Consider the following 24,981-nt stretch of genomic DNA (forward strand, 5'->3'; position numbering starts at 1 on the left):
AAAATTATGAGCCCATTACATCATATGTTTCTAAAAATTTCGTATTAAACTCTCCGCTCACAAATGTTTCGTGTTCAAGCAGTTTTAAGTGGAACGGGATTGTTGTCTCAATGCCTTCGATGACGAATTCGCTCAATGCGCGCTTCATACGGGCAATCGCTTCATCTCTCGTTTTTCCGTATGTGATCACTTTTGCAATCATGCTGTCATAGTACGGAGGGATGGAATAGCCCGGATACGCAGCAGAATCGACACGGACACCAAGACCGCCAGGAGGCAGGTACATTTTAATTTCGCCAGGTGACGGCATGAAATTTTTACTTGGGTTTTCCGCGTTGATACGGCATTCGATGGACCAGCCTTCAAATTCAACATCTTCTTGCTTCAGGCTCAGTTCCATTCCTGATGCCACTTTGATTTGTTCTTTAATCAGGTCAGTTCCCGTCACCATTTCCGTGACTGGGTGCTCTACTTGGATTCTCGTGTTCATTTCCATGAAGTAATAGCGCTGTTCTTTGTAGTCATATATAAATTCAACTGTTCCAGCACCTGTATAGCCAACCGCTTTTGCAGCCTTTACCGCTGCATCTCCCATCTGCTCCCTGATTTCTGAGTCAAGGGCAGGAGATGGTGATTCTTCCAAAAGCTTTTGCAGGCGTCTTTGGATCGAGCAGTCGCGTTCCCCCAAATGGATGGTATTTCCGTAGTTATCGGCAAGCACTTGGATCTCAACATGGCGAAAATCTTCTATGTATTTTTCGATGTATACACCTGGATTTCCGAATGCTGTTGCAGCTTCCTGCTGTGTAATCTTAATGCCATTAATCAGTTCCTCTTCGGTGCGGGCAACCCTGATCCCTTTTCCGCCTCCGCCTGCGGTGGCTTTTATAATTACAGGATACCCAATTTCATTAGCAAGCGAAACCGCTTCTTCCACATTTTCTATAATTCCTTGTGAACCAGGTACGATCGGCACGCCGGCCTGTTTCATCGTTTCCCGCGCAACGTCTTTAGTTCCCATTTTTGAAATGGCGTCAGCGCTCGGGCCGACAAACGTGACGTTAACTTCTTCACATAATTCAGCGAAATCAGCATTTTCAGCTAAAAATCCATATCCCGGATGAATAGCGTCCGTGCCAGTCAGCTTCGCAACACTCACAATATTTGTAACGTTTAAATAGCTGTCTTTTGATGCTTTCGGCCCGATACAAAAAGCTTCATCGGCCATTTGAACATGAAGGGCATCTTTATCAGCTTCTGAATAAACAGCGACAGTCTCAATTCCGAGCTCTCTGCAGGCTCTGATGATTCTGACAGCAATTTCTCCTCGGTTGGCGATCAATAGCTTTTTAATCATGTTAAGTCTCCTTACTCTGCTTTTACAAGAAATAGAGGTTGTCCGTATTCGACCAGCTGGCCGTTTTCTACTAATACTTCAACGATTTCGCCTTTTACTTCCGCTTCGATTTCGTTGAAAAGCTTCATCGCTTCTACTATGCAGACAACTGTATTTTCATTTACTTTTGAACCAGCTGTTACATACGGGCCAGCTTCTGGAGATGAAGATGCATAAAATGTTCCTACCATTGGTGAAGTGATTTTATGCAGATTCTCATCTTGCTTCGGTGCTTCTTGGGCAGGTGCTGCTTGCTGCGCTTGCGGCTGAACTGCCTGCGGAGCCTGTACTTGTACAGGTGCTGCCGGTGCCTGCTGCATGACTTGAACAGTGCCTGCTTCATGTTTTTTCAGTTTTAAGGATACACCTTCATTTTCATATACGAATTCGTCAATTGTAGACTCGTCAATTGCTTTAATCAGCTCGTGGATTTCTTTCATATTTAACATTCAATCGCACTCCTATGTATGAAATTTCTTTTTTATAGGTTACTACTAAAAGTACATACTATGTTTATCTTACAGGAGCGGACTTTTAAATTCAACTTGAATATGATCGCAATGCTAAAAGCCCGCTTATTAAGCGGGCGTGTTTTTTCTCTTTCTTACTTGGATGGCTCAAATGTGACAGCGACGTCTTTCATTGTTTTGATTTCTTTTGCCACAAGATCTATAATGGCTGTCGCCTTCGATTTGGAATGTTTGTCTGCTTTGACTGTAATGTTGATTTTATCTCCTTCAGCATTGACGAGCGCGTCTTCGTAGCCTTGTGTTTTAATAAGGGTTTCCAGCTGTTTTTCTGTTCCTTCCACTTCACTGAGAGCCGTCATTTTATCATATGCTTTGCTCTTTTCCTTTGCTGTTGCATCATCGCTTGACACAATGGCGTTCAGCTCTTCTCTTTCTTTGCTTCTGGCATCTTCTAAATCAAGACGGTAGGTCGTAAACAAATCATCATCGGCTGTTTCTGTTACAACAGTTCCTTTTTCACTGGCTTCAGCGGATGTTTCCTTGTCTGCTGATGAATCTTTCGTGCCCTTTGTTCCATCTTCTTTTTCTGATTCACTTTCTGTACCGCTTTTTTCCTTTGTGTCTTGCTTCGCAGGCGCTTTTTCAGTTGCGACCTCTCCTGAGTCGGACGCGCTTTTTTCACTTTTCATTTGCACGGCATTTTTGCTTTCCGGCGACATAATATAGTAGACGCTTAACACCACGACAAGACTGAGCATTGTTAATAGCCAAACGGTTTGTTTTTTGAGCATTTATGAATCCTCCTTTATTTTTTTAGGGGCAACCGCAACCCGGTGGCTTGGAACATCCAGGACCCGTGTCACCGCTTCAATAATGGTTTGTTTTATTTGAACGTTGTCCACTCCTTGAGCAACAACGAGTACACCGCGTATATCAGGCTTTTTCGTTTGGACGACGACGGGTGTTTCTTTATCGCCGTTTTTAATCATGACGATTTCTTCTTCTGATGTCTGGTCAGTAACGCTTCTTGTTCCGCCTTCTTTGTCTGTTTCTTCAGTGGTTGTATTTTTGTTTGATTTGTTTTTTTCGTATACTTTCAGCGACGTTGCGTCAACATTCACGACAACCGAAACATCTTCCACACCTATGATTGTTTCAAGAATTTCTTTCAGCTGATTTTCGTATTCTTTTTCATAATCATCGATCGAGTCCTTAGGTTTATCAGATTTAGAGGCTTTAAACACTTCGGCTGTTTTCTCTTTGCTGTCCGCTGAAACTTGTGATGATACTGCCGTTGTCATTTTGGCGTTTTCTGTTTTCTCAGGTGAAGAAAACAGCTGGCTGACAAGCATAAAGGAAACTCCGAGAACAAAAACGAACAGAAAGTAATGATATTTGGTCAGCTTCGGCTTTTCACCGTCCTTCGTTTGCCCCGGGAGAAACTGCTTTTTCAATACATTCCATAAGCCGTTTTTATTCATTGCCGACACTCTCCCCGCCTTCCATATGAACCGTAATTTTCTCACTTCCGATTTCCCAAATGTCCGCAAGCTGCGTTTGTATCTGTTTGGCTTCTTTTTGTTCTGCTGCTTCTTTCGTTACGTATGCGTGATCTGTATCAATGTTGACCGGCGCGACCGTTTGGACCGTTTTTTCAGAAGACGGGGCCATATACACGCTGATTGTTTTAATATCCTCTTCTGAATCTACCTTTTCTCCTGACGTGAGTTTGATGCGGCCTACTTTATATTCATCATGACTGAATCTCTCCTCCGCTTTCTTTTTTAATTGGACAGCCATTTCTTCTAAAATATATGCGCGCTGGGAAGCTTGTATTTCTATTTTTTTTGAATCGACTTGATTTTTTATATCGGCAGACTCTGACTGCCCGTTTTTTGTGAGGTATTCAAAGATGACTTCGGGGTCTGTATTGAAAAGCTTAAAAATCGGAGTAAGCATGACGACAATCAAGAGCAGGCTGACTACCATTTTTGCGTACTTTTGCATGCTGGAGCTCGGCAGCAGCATATCAATCACAATAGCAAATAGGATAAACAACACGATGGTGGTAAGCCATTCAGTTAAAAAACTCATTCGCCAGCCTCCTTTATTTCATCATCATCGTGAGGTTTCCGGCTGTGATTATGACGGTAAGGCTTAAGAAAAACATGAGAGACACAATGGCGAGAGCCGCAAAAATATAAATGACGCTTTTGCTGATGACGTCAAGACAGGTAATGACGGGCCCGCCTCCAAGCGGCTGAAGAATAGCGGCTGCCAGCTTATAAATAAAAGCGAGGGAAAGCACTTTGATTGCCGGAAAGGCCGCAATACAGATCAAAATCGCTACACCGAGAATTCCTACTGTGTTTTTCAGCAATAAGGAGGCGCTGATCACTGTATCAGTCGCATCTGTAAACATTCGGCCAAGCACAGGAATAAAGTTCCCGGTTATAAATTTAGCCGTCCTAAGGGTAATGCCGTCTGTCACTGCTGCTGAAGCCCCTTGAACAGAGATGACGCCGAGAAAGATGGTGAGAAAGACGGCTAATGCTCCGATGGCGATATTTCTGAGCAGGTTGGCCAGCTGCGTTACTTTGTACTGCTCAGTCATTGTGCTGACGATGCTCAGAATCGCCGATAAGAAAATCAGCGGCATGACGATATTCTGAATTAAAAGACCGCTTGTGTTCATCAGAAAGAGGATAACAGGATGAAAGAAGGCAGCAGATACAGCTCCGCCTGAGGATGCCAAAAGCGCCAAGAGGAGCGGAATGAGCGCCAGTATAAAGCTGGTCATCGTCTGAATGGCTTCTGTCGCATAATTGATTGCCACATGAAAGCTGTTCAGTGCAAGGATAATCAGCACCATATACACAATTGAGTAGGCGACTTTGCTGACGGTGCTTTGCTGAAACGCATTTTGCAGAAGCTGCAGGATGACGCAAAATATCGTGAGCAAAATCAATGTGCCCAGCAGCTTTCCGTTTGCAAGCACTTCATGAAATAAATAAGAAAAAAGAGCTTTCAGCCATTCTTGCGGTGAAAATGATTTATCGCCATTGATAAACTCCATTAAGCTGCCTTTTTGGCTTTCCGGCAGCAGCCCGCCGTACTCTGTCATAATGTCATTCCAAAATTCACCGATCTTGTCTGTTTCAAGCGAGGCCGCTGTCCTTTCCGCTAATTGCTCAGCCGTTTCAGCATGCTCTTCCGTTTGTTCGGCGCCCCCTGCTGCTTGTACAATGTCTGGACGGCCTGCTATGATCAGCACAGCCAAAAGCAAAGCCCAATAAAAACGCTTCAATCTACCGCCTCCTTTCGGTTATGACATGGAAGGTATAAGTCCGAGAATCGTTTCGATAATAACGGTTAAAATAGGAACAGCCATAACGAGAATTAAAATTTTCCCCGCCAATTCTATTTTCGAGGCGATGGCCCCTTGACCGGCATCCTTGGTGAGCTGAGCCCCGAATTCAGCAATATAGGCAATTCCGATAATCTTTAAAATGGTTTCAACATAGACCATGTTGACGTTTGCATTAATTGCGATTTTTTCTATCATTCGAATAATGTCATAGATTTGGTCTACCAAATAAAGAAAAATGGCACAGCCGGCAAACACGACGATTAAAAACGCAAAGGTCGGCTTTTGTTCTTTTACAATCAAAGAAAGGAAGGTGGCGATCAGCCCTAAACCTACAATTTGAACAATGTCAATCTGCAAGCCCCCCTATCCTTGGAATAAAAACACAGCTTTTATCTTTTTAAAAAGATCATCTACGATCGTGGCGACCATAAATAAAATATAGATAAAACCTAACAGCGTCACCCATTGGGCGTATTCTTTTTTGCCCATCTGATCCAAAATCGTGTGCAAAAATGCGACCACGATTCCCACTCCGGCGATTTGAAATATGACATTCACGTCTACTCCCATTTTATTTTTGCTCCCCTCACGTTTACATCAATAGAAGAATGAGTAACAAGCCTGCTAAAAAGCCCAAACTTTTTATCATCTTTTCATTTTTCGCTTGCGCCTGCTCAGCATCCGCTTCCGAGGCTTCCAAATGTGTCAGCGCCAGCTTAATGTGCTTTTGCTGCGAGATTCGATCATGAATCCCGAGTGTCTCGCCAAACTGCTTCAGCACTTCATATTCATTTTTTTTCAGAGACAGGGTGTCCCACACCTTCTTTAAGCTTTGCTCCCACGCCGTTTTCGCGGAATCACTTCCCTTTTCAAGCTGATCACTGAACGTGATAAAAAGAGCCGAAACAGGCTGTGCCAGCTGCTTGGCAATCTGCTGTGAAGCGGTATGAAGCGGTGTATGGCCGTACATAATTTCAGCCTCGAGTGATTGGAGCGCCGCACGCAGCTGGCGGATTTGCCGCGGCCGTTCTGTATAAATCTTCGCCACCTCAAAACCTGTCCATGTTGTCGCCACCACAATGAATACAGCGCCCAGCAGCTTCAGCATGTCTTCACGCCCATCGTCCCAGACAGCACATTGCCGTCTTTGTCATAAATGCGGCTTATTGTGCCCGGCCCCTTCGATCGCGATAATTCCAAATAGCGGTCAAAGGCTCTTTCTTCCCACAAACGCTTCAATGAAGGCCGCTTCATCAGATCGGATATGCTCCAGCCATGCGCCGATACAATTACTGAAACACCTGCATGCAACGCCTCAAGAAGTGCATCTGTATCTTCCATACGCCCGATTTCATCGACAATGATCACCTCAGGGCTCATAGATCGAATCATCATCATCAGTCCCTCAGCCTTCGGACAGGCGTCTAATACGTCAACCCTCTGCCCAAATTGATGCTGCGGAATGCCGCGCAGGCACCCGGCAATTTCTGACCGTTCATCGATGATTCCTGTCTTTACGGGCGACATGCGGTTTTTACCGGTGCTTGAAAGTCTAGCCAGATCCCGGAGCAGTGTTGTTTTACCGGTTTGCGGCGGACCGATAACAAGTGTATTCAGCCAGCTGTCTTGATATAAGTATGGAAGCAGCGGCTCCGCAATCCCCAGCTTTTCTCGTGCAATTCGTATATTAAAAGATGTGATGTCACGGAGGCCTTTCACACCTCCGTTTTCCGTAATGACTCTGCCTGCCAGTCCTACTCTGTGGCCGCCTCTGATCGTGACATACCCTTTCTTCAGCTCTTCCTCGAGCGTATACATACTATAGTTGCTGAGACGGCTGAGGATCAGATGGGCATCCTCGACCGTGCCCGCGTAGGACAAAAAAACAGGTTGTCCTTTTCGAATCAATTCAACAGGGCGGTTGACCCGAATTCTGATTTCTTCGATTTCCAGCCATTGATGTTCCGGTATTTCAGAAAGGGCGTTTTTCATGGATTCAGGGAGAACCTCAGCGATTTCATTCAACAGAGCCTCCTCCTTTCTACCGATTGGCTTCTTTAAAATGTATGATGTGAGGCAGACTTTATGACAAGCCTCCCTTTATTTATGAACACCCGCCAAAATCAAAACAACTCCCGTAAAAATCAGGATCAGCTTTGCATACGACAGCTGCCCGGCAATTTGGTAGATTCCGACAGTCATGGTGATGATAAATATTAGCGGACCGACAATAGCGAGAATGCTGTTAACCACAACCGCCTTCCGGACATCATTTGTCACAAGCATGATAATCGCTGCCGTCAGCTCAATCATAGAGGATAAAACTCGCAATCCGGCCATTGTTAAAACAGTAGAATTAATATTTCCAAGTAAAAATTTCATAGCACTCTCCCAACCTCCCATTTTTTTATATGATATGCTCTAGCTTGCGGAAGTAGTCTTGTCATTTTCGTATAAAAGAAAGATTCTGTTTTTTGGCACAAAAAAAGCCTGCTCCCATTTGGGAACAGACTCTTTTTTTCTTTCTATGCTCTTGAAACGTAAGAACCGTCTGAAGTGTTGACAACAAGTGTGTCGCCTTCATTCACAAAGAACGGCACGTTGACAACAAGGCCGGTTTCCGTTTTCGCAGGTTTTGTACCGCCTGACGCTGTATCACCTTTAATGCCAGGTTCAGTTTCAACAACCTTCAGCTCAACTGTGTTCGGAAGTTCGATACCGAGCGTTTCATCTTGGTACATCATGATATGCACAGACATGTTTTCAAGCAGGTATTTTAATTCCTCTTCAATTTGAGCCGCGCCCAGTTCAAGCTGCTCATAAGAAGAAGTATCCATAAATACGTGCTGATCTCCGTTTGCATATAGGTATTGCATTGTTTTTGTTTCGATTTGCGCTTTCGCTACTTTTTCACCAGCGCGGAATGTTTTTTCCTGAATCGCCCCCGTGCGAAGGTTGCGAAGTTTAGAGCGGACAAACGCCGCGCCTTTACCAGGTTTTACGTGCTGGAAGTCAACGACGCGCCAAATGCCGCCGTCTACTTCGATCGTTAATCCTGTACGGAAATCGTTAACTGAAATCATGTTTAATGTCCTCCTATATTCCAATCACAAAATAATAAGTTCTTTTGGGGAATGGGTGATTGTCCGGTTGCCGTTTTCTGTAATGACGATGTCATCTTCTATGCGGACACCGCCTGTTTCTGGTATGTAAATGCCCGGCTCCACTGTGACCACCATGCCCGGTTCAAGGATAGCTGAAGATCTGACGGACAATCCCGGCGATTCATGAACTTCCATGCCGAGCCCGTGCCCGGTTGAATGGCCGAAATATTCACCGTAGCCTTTTGCAGCAATGTGCTCCCTTGTGAGGGCGTCAGCCTCTTTTCCTGTCATTCCCGGCTTAATATGTGCGACGCCGAGTGCCTGAGCATCAAATACGATCTGATAAATCTCCTTCAACTGATCACTGGGCTGACCGATAGCGACCGTACGGGTGATATCAGAACAATAACCTTTATAATAAGCGCCAAAATCAAGCGTAACAAGGTCTCCGCTCTCAATCAGTTTGTCACTGGCCACGCCGTGCGGAAGGCTTGACCGAAGGCCAGAAGCAACAATCATATCAAAAGAAGAGCTGTCAGCCCCCTGGCTTCTCATATAAAACTCCAGCTCATTGGCAACAGCGATTTCAGAAATGCCGGGTTTCATAAACGTCAAGATATGTCTGAAGGCATCATCTGCAATCTTCGCAGCTTCCTCTAATATCTTAATCTCTTCACTAGACTTAATCAAGCGCAACTTTTCTACGGATTCAGCCACAGGCACTAATTCAGCCTCACTGATAACCGCGCTGTATGAGGCGTATGTGCCGTATGTCATACTGTTTTGCTCAAAGCCGAGGCGCTTGATGCCGAACGCTTCAATCGTGTCGGCAGTAGTCTGAATCAAGCTGCCGCCATGCTCAATGATTTCAAAGCCCTTTACCTGAACCTTCGCCTGCTCTGTGTAACGAAAATCCGTAATAAACGCTGCCCTGTCACCTGATATAACAGCCAGACCCGCCGAACCTGTAAACCCTGTCATATAGCGTACATTCGTGCTGCTTGTAATCAGCATTCCGTCAATCCCCAGCTGTCCAAACAGGTTTCTTATTTTCTCTAGCTTCATCTTTATTCTCCCCCTTGCTGGCTTAATAAGTAGCGAACAGCAAGCTTGTAGCCTTCAGCTCCAAGACCGACAATCTGCCCTTTCGCAACCGGAGCAATGACCGACTGATGCCTGAATTCCTCCCTGGCGTATAAGTTTGATAAATGCACCTCAACCACAGGAAGACTGATGCTTGAAACGGCATCCCTGATCGCATAGCTGTAATGGCTCAGAGCGCCGGGGTTCAGAACAATCCCGCCGTATTGCTCCTCAGCTTCATGTATCGCATCTATCAAATCACCTTCGTGATTAGACTGGAAGAAAGTGAGCTGGATATGTAAGGCTTCAGCAAATTGAAAAAGATCTGTTTCTATATCGGTGAGTGTCTGGCGGCCGAATACCTCCGGCTCACGTTTCCCAAGCCGATTGACATTCGGCCCGTTCAAAATCAAAAAATGAGGCACATGAATCTCTCCTTTTCGCGAGGGTTTCTCATGTAAAAAATGTTCACTTCTCGTGAACATTTTATCATACTGGAAAAGGATAATACACTATTCTCTATGCGTTCCCAGCGCACGTGCCAGCTTTTCCGAATTCAGCTCATTGTATTCAAATGATATGGAATAACCGACAAACAGCCCGTAAAGCAAATAGATGCAAATGGTCGTAATAATTGTATCTGATTTCAGTTCGGTCACCGCGCGCACATCAGGAAAAATCGGATTAAAAACAAAAAACACAAGCAGCCAAAGCAGCAAGCCGTATAAAATACCAGGCCACATTGTTTTTAAGCGTTTTAATAAAAGAAAGTAAAGAAAAGCTGCGCCAATTGAAATAATTCCGATTAAAATGATGCTGATTACGGTTCCCAGTCCATGTTTTTTCCAATCTCCGAGCACAAATGGCTGCAAAATCATATTCGGGCTGATTTCAGAAAAATGAAACAAATATGCGATATAAGCAATGAAACTCCATAATACGCCTCCGCAAAAACCAGTTGCCGCTACCCTGCCGGCCATTGAAACAGGCGGTCCTTGCTTCTCATTCAATTCTTCATTTTGTTCTGTATCTTTTTCGCTTGTCATCATGGCACCTCCAGTTAAAGTGTGCCCAAAAAATGAAATGTCAATAAAAAAGCTCACACTTTTTGACAGCTGCGAGTAAAATTTGAAAATAACGGGTATAATGCATGTAGAAAAAGCAAGGCTATGGCAATTTTTCAGCCTGTCAATCTAGAGGTTTAGCGCTGTTTCCTGTACAATAGAGTGAAAGGAAATGGTTAGCAATCCTAAAGAAATAGGCAGGTTGATAATATGTCAAAACATAAAATTCCGCCCGCTTACGGCGGGCAGGCAGTTGTGGAAGGCGTTATGTTTGGCGGAAAGCATCATTACGTTACGGCTATTAGAAGAACGGATGGAAGCATTGACTTCTTTAAGCTTCCCCGCAAACACAATCCGAAACTGAACATCGTGAAAAAGATACCGTTTTTACGGGGGATCGCGGCCATTATTGAAGCGAGCGCAAACGGCACAAAGCATTTGAATTTTTCAAGCGAACGTTACGGGCTCGATCCATCTGAAGACGAGACACTTGAGCAGGAAGAAAAAAAATCCTCCGGGCTGTCTATGTATCTCAGCCTTACGGTAATCGGCGTCTTATCATTTTTGTTCAGTAAATTCGTATTTACATTGGTTCCGGTTTTCTTAGCTGAACTGACAAGGCCGATTTTTTCATCGGATACAGCGCAAATTGCGGTTGAAAGCCTGTTTAAGTTGATTTTGCTGCTCGGTTACATTTATTTTCTGTCCATGACACCGCTCATTAAAAGAGTGTTTCAATATCATGGAGCCGAACATAAAGTCATAAACTGTTATGAACAGAATTTGCCAATTACAGTGAAGAATGTTCAAAACCAATCACGGCTTCATTACCGATGCGGATCAAGCTTTATTTTATTTACGATTATTGTCGGCATGTTTGTCTATTTGCTTGTTCCGACAGATCCGCTTTGGCTGCGTGTTATAGATCGTGTTGCACTGATACCGGTCGTACTCGGCATTTCCTTTGAAGTTCTGCAGCTGACAAACAAAGTTCGTGATATTCCCGGACTGAAATTCCTTGGCTACCCGGGGCTCTGGCTTCAGCTGTTAACAACAAAAGAACCTAAGGATGATCAGGTTGAAGTTGCCATCGAAAGCTTTAACGAGCTTCTCAGACTCGAAGAAATATCTGAACAAAATCAGAAGCCTTCTCACAGCGTCATCTAGTATCCGTTGCCCTGCTATTACTTTCGGAGGTGGACAGTTATGAATCATCGTGTACAACCTATTATTGCTGTATTAATTGCGCTGGGAGCATTCGGTTTCCTCTATGTGCTGGTAACCAATCCCGGAGAAATGGCAAAAATGGCGGTAACCGTCATTGTGGCAGGCATCATTATTTATTTTATTGTGAAATATGTAATGAATCGAAATGCGGGCAGCGAAGGAGCGGCCTTCAAAAAAGCGGCGAAACAATCGCGGCGCCGAATGAAAGAACAAAAAGCAAAGCACCGCGCCGGACATAAGGGGCGTGCCAGCCACCTGCGAAGCGTTCCGAGCGCCAGCAAGCCTAAGCCGATGATTCTCAAGAAAAAAAGCCAGACTCAACTGACTGTTATAGAAGGGAAAAAAAACAAAAAGAAAAACAGAGCGCTTTTTTAATAGGTCCACTGTTTTAAAAACTGCTCTGTCCGTCTTTTACCTAGCTCAATCAGGGCTAGTTTTTTTTGTTGTGTTAAATGAAAATCGGTCGCCATTACGTCATCAACCGGCAGAAAAATGATGTTTTGTTCATAACGTGACGCAATATGCCTTGCGTCATGTGCATCCTTCATCGTTTCAAACAGAGCGCCAAACAGTTCGAAAGCGTTGCGGATATTTTTTTTCGGACGCTCTCTTTCCCGCGGCGCAAGCGTTACACCGATTACAGGGCGTTTTCTTTCCTTTGAAAACAGCCAGATTGGAAAATTGCTTAGCACGCCTCCGTCAACAACCGTGGCGGTGCCTGTGTCCGTTTTTAATTTTATCGGTTCAAAGAAATACGGAATGCTGCAGCTCATTCTTACCGCTCTGGCAACCGGAAACATATCGGGGTTTAACCCGTAACGGACCAAATCATCCGGCAAAACAATCATGGTGCCGTTTGTCAGATCAGAAGCGATAAGGCGCAGAGACCCTTTCTGCAAATCGCCAAATACCCTTATGCCTTTCGCTCTTAGCAGATCAGCAATCCATTTTTCTATCGTGTCGCCTTTGTATAAGCCGAGACGCCAATAGATGGACACCCACTGGAGCATTTTTAAGGGGAGAAATGAGTATCGCTGGTCCAGCAATTTCTCTCCCTCCACTTCTTCAATCAAAGCGTGGATTTCCTTGCTGGTGTAACCTGACGCAATGAAAGCGGCGATAATTGCGCCCGCGCTTGTACCCGCAACCCTTTTAAAGCGGAAGCCTTTTTCCTCAAGCGCTTCATAAGCGCCGGCAAGCGCAATTCCTTTTACTCCTCCGCCGGAAAACACACCGTCAATATACATCTCATTCCCTCCCCCTCCATCCGATCGTTTACTATCATTTTAAGAAAACACGCGGAGAAATAGACCAACGAATGACCCGCGGCTCAGCGCATCAAAAAAGACGGCCTCCTTCGAGACCGCCTTTTTACTGATTATGATGTTCTGTTTTCTTTTGGATTGATTTCAGATCTTTTTTACGCGCATCATCTTCTTCAAAATATTGAACAAGATCCCCGATGCGATCAATGCTGTTCCAGCTTAAATGATGTTCGATTCCTTCGACATCGTTATATATTTTCTCTTCATCAACACCAATGATTCTTAAAAACTGCTCAAGCAATTCATGTCTGTATACCAGCCGCTTGCCTATTTTTTTCCCTTTAGACGTTAACACGAGACCGCGATATTTTTCATAAATTAAATATTCGTCTTTATCTAGTTTTTGAACCATTTTTGTTACAGAGGAGGGATGGACTGCCAATGCTTCCGCGATATCGGAAACCCGTGCATATCCTTTTTCTTCAATCAGCATATAAATCTGTTCAATATAATCTTCCATACTTGGTGTTGTCATCGAAACCCTCCCAAAAAGCACCTTAACTTTATAAACCATTACAAGTTTACACTAATGACCTTGAAAAAACAAGGATGCCCGGCAGGCCAAAAGCCCTGTTTACCGCTTATAATTCCATTCATCTGAAGCGTATTTTGTTTCTGCCAAGTGATGAACAAAATCAAGCTCCTCCTGAGTTAGTTCGTACGGCTCCAAATGAATGTTAAGGCCTGTTTCAAATCCTTCTTTAAAGGCTTCACGGGCCTCATCCATCGTCACCCGCTTTTCAGTGAGTTCATTAATGGCAACCGCTTTATTTTTGAAATTGCGCTGCATTCGTTCTCTGACTCTTTCACTCGGATACAGGAACAGATCGAACAGCTTGTCCTCATCCAAATCAAGCAGTATGGAGCCGTGCTGAAGAATCACGCCTTTTTGTCTCGTTTGCGCGCTGCCCGCCACCTTGCGTCCCTCGACCACCAGCTCATACCACGAAGGCGCATCAAAACAAACGGATGACCGCGGATTTTTTAAGCTTTCTTTTTCTTTTTCGGTTCTCGGGATGGCAAAGTAAGCGTCCAGACCGAGATTTCTAAAGCCTTGAAGTATGCCTTCTGAAATAACCCGGTACGCCTCAGTGACAGTGGCCGGCATTTCGGGGTGCTCTTCCGAAACAATCACGCTGTATGTCAATTCCTGATCGTGCAGCACACCTCTCCCGCCGGTCGGGCGTCTGACGAATCCGAGATTATATTTATGTACTGCTTCAAAATTGATTTCCTTTTTAATATTTTGAAAATATCCTACAGAAAGTGTCGCCGGGTTCCAGCCGTAAAAACGGATAACCGGAGGAATTTTCTTTTCACTGTGCCAATATAAAAGCGCTTCATCAAGCGCCATATTGAATGCAGGACTTGCATTGCCTGAGTCTATAAACCGCCAAGTTTCTTTTTCCATTTTGAGACCTTCCTTACCGTTTTAATAGAATCAGTTTATCAAACTGCCGGGAAAATGAAAAATATTTTCGTTCCATTATGGATGACAATCGCGCCGTGCTTTACTATAATAGTATTTGTCGAAAACGGCTCTATGGCCTTGTTTTATGAAGCAAGGTTTTGATTTTATATGCTAAAGGAGTAGAATCACATTGTCTAATATGATCGTTTTGATTATTTTTGCTGCGTTTATCGTCTATATGATTGCTTCGTATGTTTATCAGCAGCGAATTATGAAAACACTTACCGAAGAAGAATTCCGCGCTGGTTACCGCAAAGCGCAGCTTATTGACGTTCGTGAACCAAATGAGTTTGAGGGCGGACATATTTTAGGCGCCCGCAACATTCCGCTTTCCCAGCTGAAACAGAGAAAAAACGAAATCCGTCCGGACAAGCCTGTCTACCTGTACTGCCAAAACAGTGTCCGCAGCGGACGCGCGGCACAAACCCTGCGCAAAAATGGCTGCACTGAGATTTACAACTTAAAAGGCGGCTTTAAAAAATGGGGCGGAAAGATTAAAGCGAAGAACTAAGGAAAACAGCTGTCTGATATACAGACAGCTGTTTTTTATTTTACCAGTTCGCCGTTTATATTTTTCTCGTATCTAAGAACAGGCTGTCTCGCCGCTTTTGTTTCATCCATTCTTTTCACGATTGTGGTATGCGGTGCCTCCTGTACAAGCTCCGGGGTTTCCTCTGCTTCTTTCGCAATTTGGATCATAGCATCGATAAACGCATCCAGTGTTTCCTTTGATTCCGTCTCCGTTGGCTCGATCATGATGCATTCTTCAACATTAAGCGGGAAATAAATCGTAGGCGGATGATAGCCGAAATCCAACAAGCGTTTTGCAATATCAAGCGTACGCACGCCCAGCTTTTTCTGCCGCTTCCCTGACAATACAAATTCATGTTTGCAATGACGGTCAAACGGAAGGTCGTAATAAGGCGCAAGCTTTCTCATCATATAGTTGGCGTTTAACACTGCGTTCTCTGTAACGGCTTTTAGCCCGTCAGGCCCCATGGAACGGATGTACGTATACGCTCTGACGTTAATGCCGAAGTTGCCGTAATACGGCTTCACACGGCCGATCGCATGAGGGCGGTCATAATCAAACGTAAAACGGCCTTCTTTTTTGATTAAAACTGGTTTTGGCAAATAAGGAATCAGCTCTTTTTTTACGCCGACAGGGCCTGAGCCGGGGCCTCCCCCGCCATGAGGGCCGGTGAATGTTTTATGCAAGTTGAGATGCACCACGTCAAACCCCATATCTCCCGGTCTCGCCTTGCTTAAAACCGCATTTAAATTAGCGCCGTCATAGTACAGCTTTCCACCCGCTTCGTGAACAATGTCCGCCATCTCGGTGATCTGTTCCTCAAATAAGCCGAGCGTGTTCGGATTCGTCAGCATAAGCGCCGCAGTTTCTTCATTCACAGCTCTTTTTAAATCCTCCAGATCAACAAGCCCATTTTCATTTGATTTCACCATAACCGTTTCAAAGCCTGCTACTGTCGCTGAAGCAGGATTCGTCCCGTGCGCGGAATCAGGAACAATGACCTTCGTCCGCTTGAAATCACCGCGCGCTTCATGATAAGCCCGGATCATCATCAGCCCCGTCCATTCGCCGTGCGCCCCGGCAGCGGGCTGAAGCGTGACCTCATCCATTCCCGTAATTTCCTCAAGGTGCTTGCTTAAATCATATAAAAGCTCTAAAGCGCCTTGCACCGTGTCCTCATCCTGAAGAGGATGAATCGCAGCAAATCCGGGAATGCGCGCGATTTTTTCATTTATTTTCGGATTGTATTTCATCGTGCAGGAACCGAGCGGGTAAAAACCGGAATCCACCCCGTGATTACGTTTGGACAGCGCTGTATAATGGCGCATGATATCCAGCTCGGACACCTCCGGGAGCTCTGCGTCCTCGTCACGAATATAGGTGTCTGACAAGAGGTCCTCCAATTCGATGTCCGGTACATCAAGCTCCGGCAGACTGTAGCCAATACGGCCTTCTCTGGAAAGCTCAAATATAAATGCCTGATCCTGATTACTCATGGCGATCCCCCAATTCCTGAATGAGTGCGTCAATTTCTTCTTTTGTTCTCAGCTCCGTTACAGCAATCAGCATATGACAGTCCAGCTCCCGATACGTCAGCCCAAGATCATATCCGCCGATGATGCCTTTGGCCAGCAAACGCCGATTCACAGCTTTCACGGAATCATCCAGTTTGATGACAAATTCATTAAACATCTGTCCATCAAACATAACGGTAAGGCCCGCTTTTTTTGCTTCTTGCTTTGCATAGCTGGCTTTTAGAAGATTTTGGCGGGCGATTTCTTTTACGCCGTTTTTCCCGAGAGCTGTCATGGCCACTGAAGCTGCCAGCGCATTTAGAGCTTGGTTCGAGCATATATTTGATGTCGCTTTTTCCCGGCGGATATGCTGCTCCCTGGCTTGCAGGGTAAGCACAAATCCTCTTTTTCCGTTTTCGTCTTCCGTTTGTCCGACGAGGCGTCCAGGCACCTTTCTCATTAATTTTTTGGTGACGGCAAAAAAGCCGCAATGCGGGCCGCCGTATGCTGAAGGAATACCGAAAGGCTGCGCATCGCCGACAACGATATCTGCCTGAAACTTGCCCGGCGGAGTGAGGAGGCCTAACGCAAGCGGGTTGGCTGATACAATAAACATGGATTTCCCTTGATGAGCGATAGGCTCAATATCTTTTAACGGCTCGACCCGCCCAAAAAAGTTCGGGTATTGAACGATCACTGCGGCTGTGTCCTCGCAAACGGTTTGGCGCAGAGCTTCAAGATCGGTAACGCCATCTGCAGCGGGAACCTCAACGACTTCAATATACTGGCCTTTCGCGTATGTTTTCAGTACTTCTCTCGATTCAGGGTGCACGGTTTTTGACACAACGATTTTTTTCTTTTTCGTGTGGCCTGAAGCAAGCATGGCCGCTTCCGCCAAGGCTGTTCCGCCATCATACATAGAGGAGTTGGCGATATCCATTCCTGTCAGTTCACAAATCATCGTTTGGAATTCGAAAATGGCCTGAAGCTCCCCTTGTGAAATTTCCGGCTGATAAGGCGTATATGCCGTATAAAACTCGGAGCGTGATATGACATGATCCACAATGACAGGCTGATAATGGTCATATACACCCGCTCCCAAGAAAGATGCGTATTGCAGGGTATCACAATTTTTTGAGGCCAGCTTTGTCAGTTCTTTTGTTAATTCCGTTTCTGATTTCGCTTTTTTGATTTGATACTCTTTTTTATATCTGACGTTTTCCGGTATATCAGCAAATAATTCATCGATGCCGCTTACGCCGATGGCCGCAAGCATTTCCTGTTTATCCTTTTCTGTTGCGGGCAAATAACGGTGCTTCATGTGTTGACTCCTCTCCCAAAGAAAAAATATTAGCGTTTATAAAATGGTGTTTTGACAACCTTTGCTTTCACTAATTTTTTACGAATCTCCACCTCTACAACTGTCCCGATTTCACTCGCTTGTGCAGCAACCAGGGCAAGGCCGACATTTTTCCCTAATGTCGGTGACTGTGTGCCGGTTGTTACCTTTCCGACGGACTTGCCATTTTGGAACACTTCATATCCGTGCCGCGGTATCCCTTTTTCAATCATTTCGAGACCGACAAGCTTTCGCTTCGCTCCGTTTTCTTTTTGTTCACTCAATACTGATTTACCAAAAAAGTCAGACTCCTTTTTGTGCTTTACAGCAAAGCCGATGCCTGCTTCAATCGGTGTAATATCCCGGGTCAGCTCCTGGCCATAAAGCGGGAGCTTCGCTTCAAACCGGAGTGTATCACGTGCGCCGAGTCCGCATGGAATCAGTCCGTGTGCCTCACCCGCATCAAGGATTTGTTTCCACAAATACACTGCATCGTGGGCACGGCAGTAAATTTCAAATCCATCCTCACCCGTATAGCCGGTGCGCGAAATGAGTGCTTTGCAGCCGCTGATATCAGCTTCATCTATAAATGCAAAGGGTTTTAAAGCAGACACATCTGAATCTGTCAGTTTTTTTAAAATCGCTTCTGCTTTCGGCCCTTGTACTGCCAAGAGTGCGATGTGTTCTGACTGATTGTCAATCTGCACATCACCTGCGGCATGTTCTTTCATCCAAGCCAGGTCTTTATCTATATTAGAAGCATTAATGACAAGCAGATAACAGTTCTCTTCTTTTTGATAGACAAGCAAATCATCGACGGTTCCGCCATCCGGATAACACATCGCCGTATATAGCGCACGGCCTGGCGTTAACGCGGAAACATCATTTGTCATCAGCCTTTGCAAAAAAGACAGACTGTCGTTTCCTGACACTTCGATTTCTCCCATATGGGATACGTCAAACAGCCCGGCCGCAGTTCGGACAGCCTCGTGTTCCTTTTTTATTGAAGAAAATTGAACAGGAAGCTCCCAGCCCCCGAAATCAATTGTTTTCCCCCCATATTCCTTATACAGCTCAAATAACGGCGTTCTTTTCGGCATCAAATTCCTCCCCTTTTTCAACGGCGCAGCTAAAAAAATATACAAAAAAGGACAGAGAAACACCTCATGTAAAATGAAGGTTCTCTGTCCTGGCACCTGAAAGTTTACTTTGCATACGCAAAGACGTCCCCTTTGGTGGCTCGCGCATTCGCACAAACACTCTCCAGAGTTGCGTCGAGCAAGAGTTCTTTTGCCTGAGAGATTCACTCCGCAGTTTGCTCCTTCGGCGCCTGTATCCCGAGGTTCTCGGTCAGGTCTCTCCCCTTGCTGTCATTCGCTCATATTTTCATGCTGTTATGGACATACTATAGCAATATCTTACATCAAATACATATTCATATCCTACCATCATCACTATATGCTGGGCAACAGCAATTTGGGCAGATTTTTCTTATATTGTTTATTTTAAGACTTGAAGAATAGGAAAGGCGGTTTCAAAGCAATGAACGCAGAAATGATCTACGATGCAAAATGGCCTGAAGAATTCGCTGAAAGACTGAAAAACGATGGCCCGTGGGCGAACTGGGAACTGTACAAGCTCTCTGCAGAAATCCAGAAAACATTAGCCATTCCTGAATTTGAAGGCTTACGGGCCCCTTTATATCTGCCTTCCTTTACGCCGCTCCCCCATCAGCTTGAGGTGGCGCAAAAGGTGGTTGAAAAAATGAATGGGAAAGCGATATTAGCAGATGAGGTGGGTCTCGGGAAAACGGTTGAAGCCGGTCTGATTCTAAAAGAATATATGATCCGCGGCTTAGCCAAAAAAATATTGATTCTTGTGCCCGCTTCCCTTGTCTCACAGTGGGTCAAAGAGCTTCAGGAAAAATTTTTGATCCCGGCTGTTGAACAAAAGAAAAGCTACGTGTGGGAGCAATGTGATATTGTCGTCTCATCAATCGACACCGCGAAGCGCTCGCCCCACCGTGAAATCGTCCTGTCAATCCCATATGATCTCGTCATTATTGATGAGGCGCACAAATTGAAAAATAGCAAAACGAAGAACTATGAATTTGTCCGGAATCTCGTAAAAAAATATTGCCTGCTTCTTACCGCGACGCCAATTCAAAACCGCATCGAAGAGATTTTCAATTTGGTGTCCTTATTAAAGCCGGGCCATTTAGGCAGTCAAAATCATTTTCAGGAAGAGTTCGCCAAAAAGAAATCCAGTTTAGAAGCGCATGAGCATTTAAAAGATCTTGTGAATAAAGTGATGATCCGCAACAGGCGGCATGACACCGGTCTGAATTGGAAACAGCGGCATGTTGAAACAGTGCCGATTGAATTTTCTCCATCAGAGCAGGCGCTTTACGATGAAATTTCAAGCCTGAAGGAAGGCATCAATAAGCCGGCCAGCATGTTCTCGATTATGACCTTGCAAAGAGAATGCTGTTCAAGCAGAGAAGCGGTGTATATGACACTGAAAAAAATGCTTGATCAAAAAGAGAAACAAGCACCCGCCATCGATGAGCACACCATTTCGGTTTTAATAGATCGCATCAATCAAGTGACACAAAACTCTAAAGCGCTGCAGGTCGTTGATCTGATCAAAAAGATAGACGATAAGGTCATCATTTTTACAGAATACCGGGCAACCCAGATTTATCTGCAATGGTTTCTTCAGCAGAACGGCATCAGTTCTGTGCCGTTCAGAGGCGGATTTAAACGCGGGAAAAAAGACTGGATGAAAGATCTTTTCCGCGGGAAAATTCAAGTCCTGATTGCAACTGAAGCAGGCGGCGAAGGGATCAACCTGCAATTTTGCAATCACATGATCAACTATGACCTGCCATGGAATCCGATGCGTCTTGAGCAGAGAATCGGAAGAATTCACAGGCTCGGGCAGGAGCGTGACGTGCACATTTACAACATGGCGACAAAACATACGGTGGAAGAGCATATTTTAAAGCTTTTATATGAAAAAATTCATTTGTTTGAAAAAGTGGTCGGCGAACTTGATGATATTTTAACGAAAATTCAAGTGAACAACTTTGAAGAGCACCTGCACGATATTTTGTACCATTCCGCAACAGAAGAAGAAATGAAAATAAAAATGGATAACTTAGCGTCATTTTTGTCTTATAAAAAACAGCAGCCTGCTGAAAAAAGAGGATCTTAGCCTGTAAGGAGGTTTTATTAGTGAGACAGCAAGAGGTTCACGAATTTCTGCTGCGTTTTTTTCAAGCAAACAGCTGCCAAATCGTTGATCAAGGTTCAGGCTATATGACAGTACAGCTTACAGTTGAAATGGACAAACAGATCATGAACCGCCCTTTCTACTGGCACTGGCGCGAGAAGACTGGCGGCGACCCGAATCCGATGAAAATCACTTTTATTACAGACAAAGAAACTGCTCCAAAAGACCTAGACGGCGAATTTATTTATTTTGGAGCGCCCCGTCTCTTTCAAATATTTAAAGCAGTTAAACAAAATGGGAGATTTACCAGAATGTATGAGAAAATTAAATCAGCCGGAGCCAAAGTCCCACTTCAGCCTTGGCTTGGTATAAATGTCACGATTTCATACCAGTCCGACATGAAAAAGGATAAGCTATTGTCACTAGGTCTTCACCTAGTCTCTGGAACTATAATTGAAGATTTTCACACCAAGCTGACACAGCTTTCGCTGACGTCTCAAATATGTGACTATTGCTTCACCATATCGCCTATGATTAAACCAGAAAGCGGCCTTAAACGGATGGAAAACTATATTGCAAAATCCGCCATGCAGGAGCCGCCAGACTGGGCAGAACAGGCGGTAAACAGGTGGAAAAACGATATGACATTGCTTGACAAGTTTTATGAGCATATAGAAGATAAACCAGAAGAGTATCATCTAGAAAAACAGGCGCTGAAAGCCTTGTATCAACCAAAGATATCAGTTGGAATTGAAAATGGCGGATTATTTTATCTGCAAAATAATATGTCAATCTAACTTTTTTTACCATTCGACATCGTTCTCGTTTTTTTTAAAAAAATGGGATTATAATAAAGGTATATTGGAAAAAAATTCTGGCAATTTCAATGGCAAATGACTTCCAGAGACCAATGAAGGCAGTACAAGAGTCATGGCCGGACTGGCTGAAATACATAAACAAGTATTTTAGGAGGAGAAACTGCATGAAAAATGCAAAACAAGAGCACTTCGAATTAGATCAAGAATGGGTTGAATTAATGATGAAAGCCAAAGAGGCGAATATCAGCCCTGAAGAAATACGAAAATATTTACTTTTAAACAAAAAGTCTGCTCATCCTGGTCCGGCAACCAGAAGTCATACCGTAAATCCTTTCTGAATGTGCTATAATATCACAAGGAAGGTGATGACATTGATTGGCCAGCGTATTAAACAATACCGTAAAGAAAAAGGCTACTCACTATCAGAACTAGCTGAAAAAGCTGGGGTAGCGAAGTCTTATTTAAGCTCAATAGAACGAAATCTACAAACGAACCCCTCCATTCAATTTCTCGAAAAAGTCTCCGCTGTTCTGGACGTCTCGGTTCATACTTTGCTCGATGAGAAACATGAAACCGAATACGATGGTCAATTAGATAGTGAATGGGAGAAATTGGTTCGCGATGCGATGACATCCGGGGTATCGAAAAAACAATTTCGTGAATTTTTAGATTATCAAAAATGGAGAAAATCCCAAAAAGAGGAGTAGTGCCTGAGCAGAGGCACTTACTCCTCTTTTGTCAATAAACACAGAGAAGGCCCGGTATATGATATACCGGGCCTTCTCTTTTTATTGCTGTTATTAATTTTTATCCTCACTATGCGCCTTTTCATTTTCTTTAATGTAACCGTCTTTATCAGTATGTTCCTTTTTGATTGTCAAACCATTCCATTGTGTCGCTTCAAACGCGAACTGAAGCTGGATGGCGTTGCCTTGGTATTTGTTTTGAACCATAAGTCCGTTTTCATCTTTAGTTTTATCATCTTTGAATTGGATTTCCATTTGAACCTTGTCGAAATCAGTTGGTGTTTTTGGCACACCATCATATTCAGGAGCTGTTTTACCGTCAATTGTTGCTACATTAACTTTACCGCTTGCATGTAAGAATTTAGGGTCAATTTGTTTCTTGATTTTTTCAGCGGCCGCTGTATCATTCTTAGCGGACATCAAATACAAGTCCTTGAGATTGGCATCATCTAAAATAATATTTTTCGGATATCCATTACCGCCCTCTTTTCCAACTGTCAATAAGGTCACTTCAAACTGGCTGAGAAAGTCTTCTGCAGATGTATTGCTGCCGCCGTTTGCTTTAAATTCACCGTAATTCAGTGCCATTAAAACCTCTTTGATCGCAAGTGAGCCGTTATTTTCAAATTGGAAGTCTTTCGTCAATTTGTCTCCCGGCTTCAGATTTGACAGGTTAACACTCGCTGAATTTTCTTTAGCAGATAAATCAAGCGTACCTGATGCAAAAGTAGCATCCGTTGATTTAATGTCGTTAAAGGCTGCCCACGTTCCTCCTCCAACTAAAGCCAATCCTAGTGCCGCAGAAGCAACTCCTAAACTTAATTTCTTTTTCATACCCATGGCAAACTCTCCTTTTATTGAATGATATTATATCGAAACCCGTTGCCAGGTTTACAACTGATGTTAAGTAGACATTGTGCTGTCCTTTGTATCTGTTTCTAAGGCTTTTGTCTTTCTTTCAATTTCTCTAATCGCGCTTGTGATCGTCACAAAAGCGTACACAAGCAGCATCACGCCGGGGACTATCAGTAAAACAGCAGTTCCGATCGGCTGACTGGCAAAATGAAGCATGTAGCCGGCATATGGAAGCTGAAAACCTGTATATTGCGCGCGGACATTTTCGTCTGATACGAGCGCTGAATCAGCTGCCGCGTTATTGTCCCCTTTTGTTTTAAATAACAAATGGTCTCCTTGCTTCGTCACGTCAACAATCCTGTGTGTGACCGCCGTATTTGCATCCTGCATAAATGTAATGACGTCACCTTTTTGGAGCTCTTTCACATCAGTGATTTCTTTGACCAATATTAAGGAACCTGTATTAAACTCCGGCTCCATCGAACCTGACAGAACTGATTTCAGCGTGTATCCAAATACTGCCGGCTCGCCCCCGGATGAACGTGTTGAAATCACGACTAGTGTCAGCACAATAATGAGAGTAAAGATGATCACGTAGAGAATATTACTGATCAGCTTCATTGCTTTTTTCATCCTCTTCCCCGCTTTCCTTCTGAACTGATTGAGTTTCTTTTTCTTCTGTTACTGCTTCTTGAGATGTATTCTCTTTATTTGATTTTTCTTGTATATCCTTTTGAGGTGTTTTCCTCTCCTTTTTAACGGCCGCCTTCGCTTCTTTTTTCGGGATTGTCGGTTTTTCATCACACTTTGCTAGCGTCATAGGCTCCGACCACTCAAAAGTACGCCCGTCTGCCGGATAGCCGGCCGGTTTATATACTTTAAATGCATAAATGCCGGTTTTCATTTTTTTCTTCGTCTCAATTTTATAAAGTGAATCGCCGATTTGATTGGAAACAAATCCTTTTTCGATCACATTCCCATCCTTTAATGGTTTGCGGGCATTTTTCAGCTTATGAAGCTCCCACTTCCACTTTGATTTTTTAAGTTTCTCGCCTGTATTTTTGAGCTCAGCAAATAAAGCGACAGGTGAGCATACAGTGCCTTTCGTATCCGTTTGATCTGATAAGCGCAAATCACTTTGATCCCAGCGTTTATCATAATGGCAGTTTTTATCTGTATGCTGAAAGTCCGTACACGTTTTTAACGAGACATCAAAAGTTTCAATATCATGAAAAGCAGCGCTTGTATCACCGTAAATTTGTAAGCTGATCGCGGCAGTCAGACTGAAAATGACTGAAAGCTGAAAAATAAGCAAAACTTTCAGTTTCGTCTTCGCCTGTTGCTGATTGCGGAACAATCGAAACATATCTTACCTCCTGTAAAACACTGTCACTTTATTTGACAATCGTTCTTTTTAAAGAACTACACAAATA

The 24,981-nt window shown here is 44.1% G+C and carries 31 protein-coding genes and 1 riboswitch; of the genes, 7 read left to right on the forward strand and 24 right to left on the reverse strand.

The genetic code is table 11. The features are described from left to right. Positions 1-4: 4 nt before the first annotated feature. From accC to EFK13_RS12445, 15 genes are all read right to left on the reverse strand, one after another. Positions 5-1,357, reverse strand: coding sequence for an acetyl-CoA carboxylase biotin carboxylase subunit (accC, locus tag EFK13_RS12375; protein WP_129505200.1), 1,353 nt, complete (start codon positions 1,355-1,357; stop codon positions 5-7). An 11-nt stretch (positions 1,358-1,368) separates the two neighbouring features. Beyond that, on the reverse strand, positions 1,369-1,845 hold the full coding sequence (gene accB / locus EFK13_RS12380; RefSeq protein WP_129505199.1) for an acetyl-CoA carboxylase biotin carboxyl carrier protein: 477 nt from the start codon (positions 1,843-1,845) through the stop codon (positions 1,369-1,371). Positions 1,846-2,000: 155 nt separating this feature from the next. Beyond that, positions 2,001-2,657, reverse strand: a complete 657-nt coding sequence (spoIIIAH, locus tag EFK13_RS12385) for a stage III sporulation ratchet engulfment protein SpoIIIAH (protein WP_129505198.1) — start codon at positions 2,655-2,657, stop codon at positions 2,001-2,003. Further along, the gene (gene spoIIIAG / locus EFK13_RS12390; protein WP_129505197.1) at positions 2,658-3,347 is read right to left on the reverse strand and encodes a stage III sporulation protein AG; all 690 of its coding nucleotides are present in this window, start codon (positions 3,345-3,347) and stop codon (positions 2,658-2,660) included. After that, complete coding sequence (gene spoIIIAF / locus EFK13_RS12395) at positions 3,340-3,960, reverse strand: stage III sporulation protein AF (protein WP_129505196.1); 621 nt, start codon at positions 3,958-3,960, stop codon at positions 3,340-3,342. Before spoIIIAF ends, spoIIIAG begins: the two co-directional genes overlap by 8 nt. A gap of 13 nt (positions 3,961-3,973) precedes the next feature. Further along, positions 3,974-5,173: a stage III sporulation protein AE gene (gene spoIIIAE / locus EFK13_RS12400; protein ID WP_129505195.1), complete on the reverse strand. Its 1,200-nt coding sequence runs from the start codon at positions 5,171-5,173 to the stop codon at positions 3,974-3,976. Between the two features lie 18 nt (positions 5,174-5,191). Next, a complete protein-coding gene (gene spoIIIAD, locus EFK13_RS12405; protein WP_003230228.1) occupies positions 5,192-5,593 on the reverse strand; it encodes a stage III sporulation protein AD in 402 nt (133 codons plus the stop codon). 6 nt (positions 5,594-5,599) lie between these two features. Continuing rightward, on the reverse strand, positions 5,600-5,806 hold the full coding sequence (gene spoIIIAC / locus EFK13_RS12410; protein ID WP_003153142.1) for a stage III sporulation protein AC: 207 nt from the start codon (positions 5,804-5,806) through the stop codon (positions 5,600-5,602). 22 nt (positions 5,807-5,828) lie between these two features. Further along, positions 5,829-6,344, reverse strand: coding sequence for a stage III sporulation protein SpoIIIAB (gene spoIIIAB, locus EFK13_RS12415; protein ID WP_129505194.1), 516 nt, complete (start codon positions 6,342-6,344; stop codon positions 5,829-5,831). Next, positions 6,338-7,261, reverse strand: a complete 924-nt coding sequence (gene spoIIIAA, locus EFK13_RS12420) for a stage III sporulation protein AA (RefSeq protein WP_129505193.1) — start codon at positions 7,259-7,261, stop codon at positions 6,338-6,340. Before spoIIIAA ends, spoIIIAB begins: the two co-directional genes overlap by 7 nt. 75 nt (positions 7,262-7,336) lie before the next feature. After that, on the reverse strand, positions 7,337-7,618 hold the full coding sequence (locus EFK13_RS12425; protein ID WP_003226379.1) for a YqhV family protein: 282 nt from the start codon (positions 7,616-7,618) through the stop codon (positions 7,337-7,339). Between the two features lie 143 nt (positions 7,619-7,761). Further along, positions 7,762-8,319: an elongation factor P gene (efp, locus tag EFK13_RS12430; protein ID WP_024715090.1), complete on the reverse strand. Its 558-nt coding sequence runs from the start codon at positions 8,317-8,319 to the stop codon at positions 7,762-7,764. A gap of 24 nt (positions 8,320-8,343) precedes the next feature. Further along, positions 8,344-9,405, reverse strand: coding sequence for an aminopeptidase PapA (papA, locus tag EFK13_RS12435; RefSeq protein WP_129505192.1), 1,062 nt, complete (start codon positions 9,403-9,405; stop codon positions 8,344-8,346). 2 nt (positions 9,406-9,407) lie between these two features. Continuing rightward, positions 9,408-9,848 carry a type II 3-dehydroquinate dehydratase gene (gene aroQ, locus EFK13_RS12440; protein ID WP_014114377.1) on the reverse strand — a complete coding sequence of 147 codons (441 nt, stop codon included), beginning with the start codon at positions 9,846-9,848 and terminating at the stop codon, positions 9,408-9,410. Positions 9,849-9,935: 87 nt separating this feature from the next. Continuing rightward, positions 9,936-10,472: a YqhR family membrane protein gene (locus tag EFK13_RS12445; protein ID WP_129505191.1), complete on the reverse strand. Its 537-nt coding sequence runs from the start codon at positions 10,470-10,472 to the stop codon at positions 9,936-9,938. Between the two features lie 225 nt (positions 10,473-10,697). Between EFK13_RS12445 and EFK13_RS12450 the strand changes: the two genes are divergently transcribed. Together EFK13_RS12450 and EFK13_RS12455 are read left to right on the forward strand one after the other, a co-directional pair. Then, positions 10,698-11,654, forward strand: a complete 957-nt coding sequence (locus EFK13_RS12450) for a DUF1385 domain-containing protein (protein WP_129505190.1) — start codon at positions 10,698-10,700, stop codon at positions 11,652-11,654. Positions 11,655-11,693: 39 nt separating this feature from the next. Next, positions 11,694-12,089, forward strand: a complete 396-nt coding sequence (locus tag EFK13_RS12455; RefSeq protein WP_064814185.1) for an SA1362 family protein — start codon at positions 11,694-11,696, stop codon at positions 12,087-12,089. On the opposite strand, the gene EFK13_RS12460 is transcribed toward EFK13_RS12455, so the two are convergent. The 3 genes from EFK13_RS12460 to lipM all read right to left on the reverse strand — a co-directional run bounded on the left by EFK13_RS12460 (position 12,086) and on the right by lipM (position 14,450). Continuing rightward, on the reverse strand, positions 12,086-12,961 hold the full coding sequence (locus tag EFK13_RS12460; RefSeq protein WP_064814186.1) for a patatin-like phospholipase family protein: 876 nt from the start codon (positions 12,959-12,961) through the stop codon (positions 12,086-12,088). The two genes, EFK13_RS12455 and EFK13_RS12460, sit on opposite strands and share 4 nt — an antisense overlap. A gap of 124 nt (positions 12,962-13,085) precedes the next feature. Then, a complete protein-coding gene (gene mntR / locus EFK13_RS12465) occupies positions 13,086-13,514 on the reverse strand; it encodes a transcriptional regulator MntR (protein ID WP_003236923.1) in 429 nt (142 codons plus the stop codon). Positions 13,515-13,613: 99 nt separating this feature from the next. Next, positions 13,614-14,450, reverse strand: a complete 837-nt coding sequence (gene lipM, locus EFK13_RS12470) for an octanoyltransferase LipM (protein ID WP_129505189.1) — start codon at positions 14,448-14,450, stop codon at positions 13,614-13,616. A 190-nt stretch (positions 14,451-14,640) separates the two neighbouring features. Between lipM and EFK13_RS12475 the strand changes: the two genes are divergently transcribed. Then, positions 14,641-15,021, forward strand: coding sequence for a rhodanese-like domain-containing protein (locus EFK13_RS12475; RefSeq protein ID WP_064814188.1), 381 nt, complete (start codon positions 14,641-14,643; stop codon positions 15,019-15,021). A gap of 35 nt (positions 15,022-15,056) precedes the next feature. Here EFK13_RS12475 and gcvPB read toward each other — a convergent pair whose 3' ends face one another. The 3 genes from gcvPB to gcvT are packed head-to-tail and all read right to left on the reverse strand — an operon-like array spanning position 15,057 to position 18,995. Further along, positions 15,057-16,538, reverse strand: a complete 1,482-nt coding sequence (gene gcvPB, locus EFK13_RS12480; RefSeq protein ID WP_129505188.1) for an aminomethyl-transferring glycine dehydrogenase subunit GcvPB — start codon at positions 16,536-16,538, stop codon at positions 15,057-15,059. After that, the gene (gcvPA, locus tag EFK13_RS12485; protein ID WP_129505187.1) at positions 16,531-17,877 is read right to left on the reverse strand and encodes an aminomethyl-transferring glycine dehydrogenase subunit GcvPA; all 1,347 of its coding nucleotides are present in this window, start codon (positions 17,875-17,877) and stop codon (positions 16,531-16,533) included. The genes gcvPB and gcvPA overlap by 8 nt, the downstream gene beginning before the upstream one ends. Before the next feature lie 29 nt (positions 17,878-17,906). Next, on the reverse strand, positions 17,907-18,995 hold the full coding sequence (gene gcvT, locus EFK13_RS12490; RefSeq protein WP_129505186.1) for a glycine cleavage system aminomethyltransferase GcvT: 1,089 nt from the start codon (positions 18,993-18,995) through the stop codon (positions 17,907-17,909). A gap of 172 nt (positions 18,996-19,167) precedes the next feature. Further along, positions 19,168-19,269: riboswitch (glycine riboswitch) on the reverse strand. Positions 19,270-19,437: 168 nt separating this feature from the next. Here gcvT and EFK13_RS12495 point away from each other — a divergent pair. The 4 genes from EFK13_RS12495 (at position 19,438) to sinR (ending at position 22,654) form a co-directional block, all read left to right on the forward strand. Next, positions 19,438-21,111, forward strand: coding sequence for a DEAD/DEAH box helicase (locus EFK13_RS12495; RefSeq protein WP_129505185.1), 1,674 nt, complete (start codon positions 19,438-19,440; stop codon positions 21,109-21,111). A 20-nt stretch (positions 21,112-21,131) separates the two neighbouring features. Then, positions 21,132-21,926, forward strand: coding sequence for a YqhG family protein (locus EFK13_RS12500; protein WP_129505184.1), 795 nt, complete (start codon positions 21,132-21,134; stop codon positions 21,924-21,926). A gap of 185 nt (positions 21,927-22,111) precedes the next feature. Then, entirely contained in the window at positions 22,112-22,285 is a 174-nt protein-coding gene (gene sinI / locus EFK13_RS12505; protein ID WP_064814194.1) for an anti-repressor SinI, read from the forward strand. Between the two features lie 33 nt (positions 22,286-22,318). After that, positions 22,319-22,654 (forward strand): transcriptional regulator SinR, encoded by a 336-nt coding sequence (gene sinR / locus EFK13_RS12510; RefSeq protein ID WP_003226345.1) that lies wholly within the window; start codon positions 22,319-22,321, stop codon positions 22,652-22,654. Between the two features lie 93 nt (positions 22,655-22,747). Here sinR and tasA read toward each other — a convergent pair whose 3' ends face one another. From tasA to tapA, 3 genes are all read right to left on the reverse strand, one after another. Next, complete coding sequence (tasA, locus tag EFK13_RS12515; RefSeq protein ID WP_129505183.1) at positions 22,748-23,533, reverse strand: biofilm matrix protein TasA; 786 nt, start codon at positions 23,531-23,533, stop codon at positions 22,748-22,750. A 63-nt stretch (positions 23,534-23,596) separates the two neighbouring features. Beyond that, positions 23,597-24,169, reverse strand: a complete 573-nt coding sequence (sipW, locus tag EFK13_RS12520; RefSeq protein WP_129505182.1) for a signal peptidase I SipW — start codon at positions 24,167-24,169, stop codon at positions 23,597-23,599. After that, complete coding sequence (gene tapA, locus EFK13_RS12525) at positions 24,153-24,914, reverse strand: amyloid fiber anchoring/assembly protein TapA (RefSeq protein ID WP_129505181.1); 762 nt, start codon at positions 24,912-24,914, stop codon at positions 24,153-24,155. Before tapA ends, sipW begins: the two co-directional genes overlap by 17 nt. Between the last annotated feature and the right edge of the window lie 67 nt (positions 24,915-24,981).

The sequence above is a fragment of the Bacillus cabrialesii genome (genome assembly GCF_004124315.2).
GTDB lineage: Bacteria > Bacillota > Bacilli > Bacillales > Bacillaceae > Bacillus > Bacillus cabrialesii.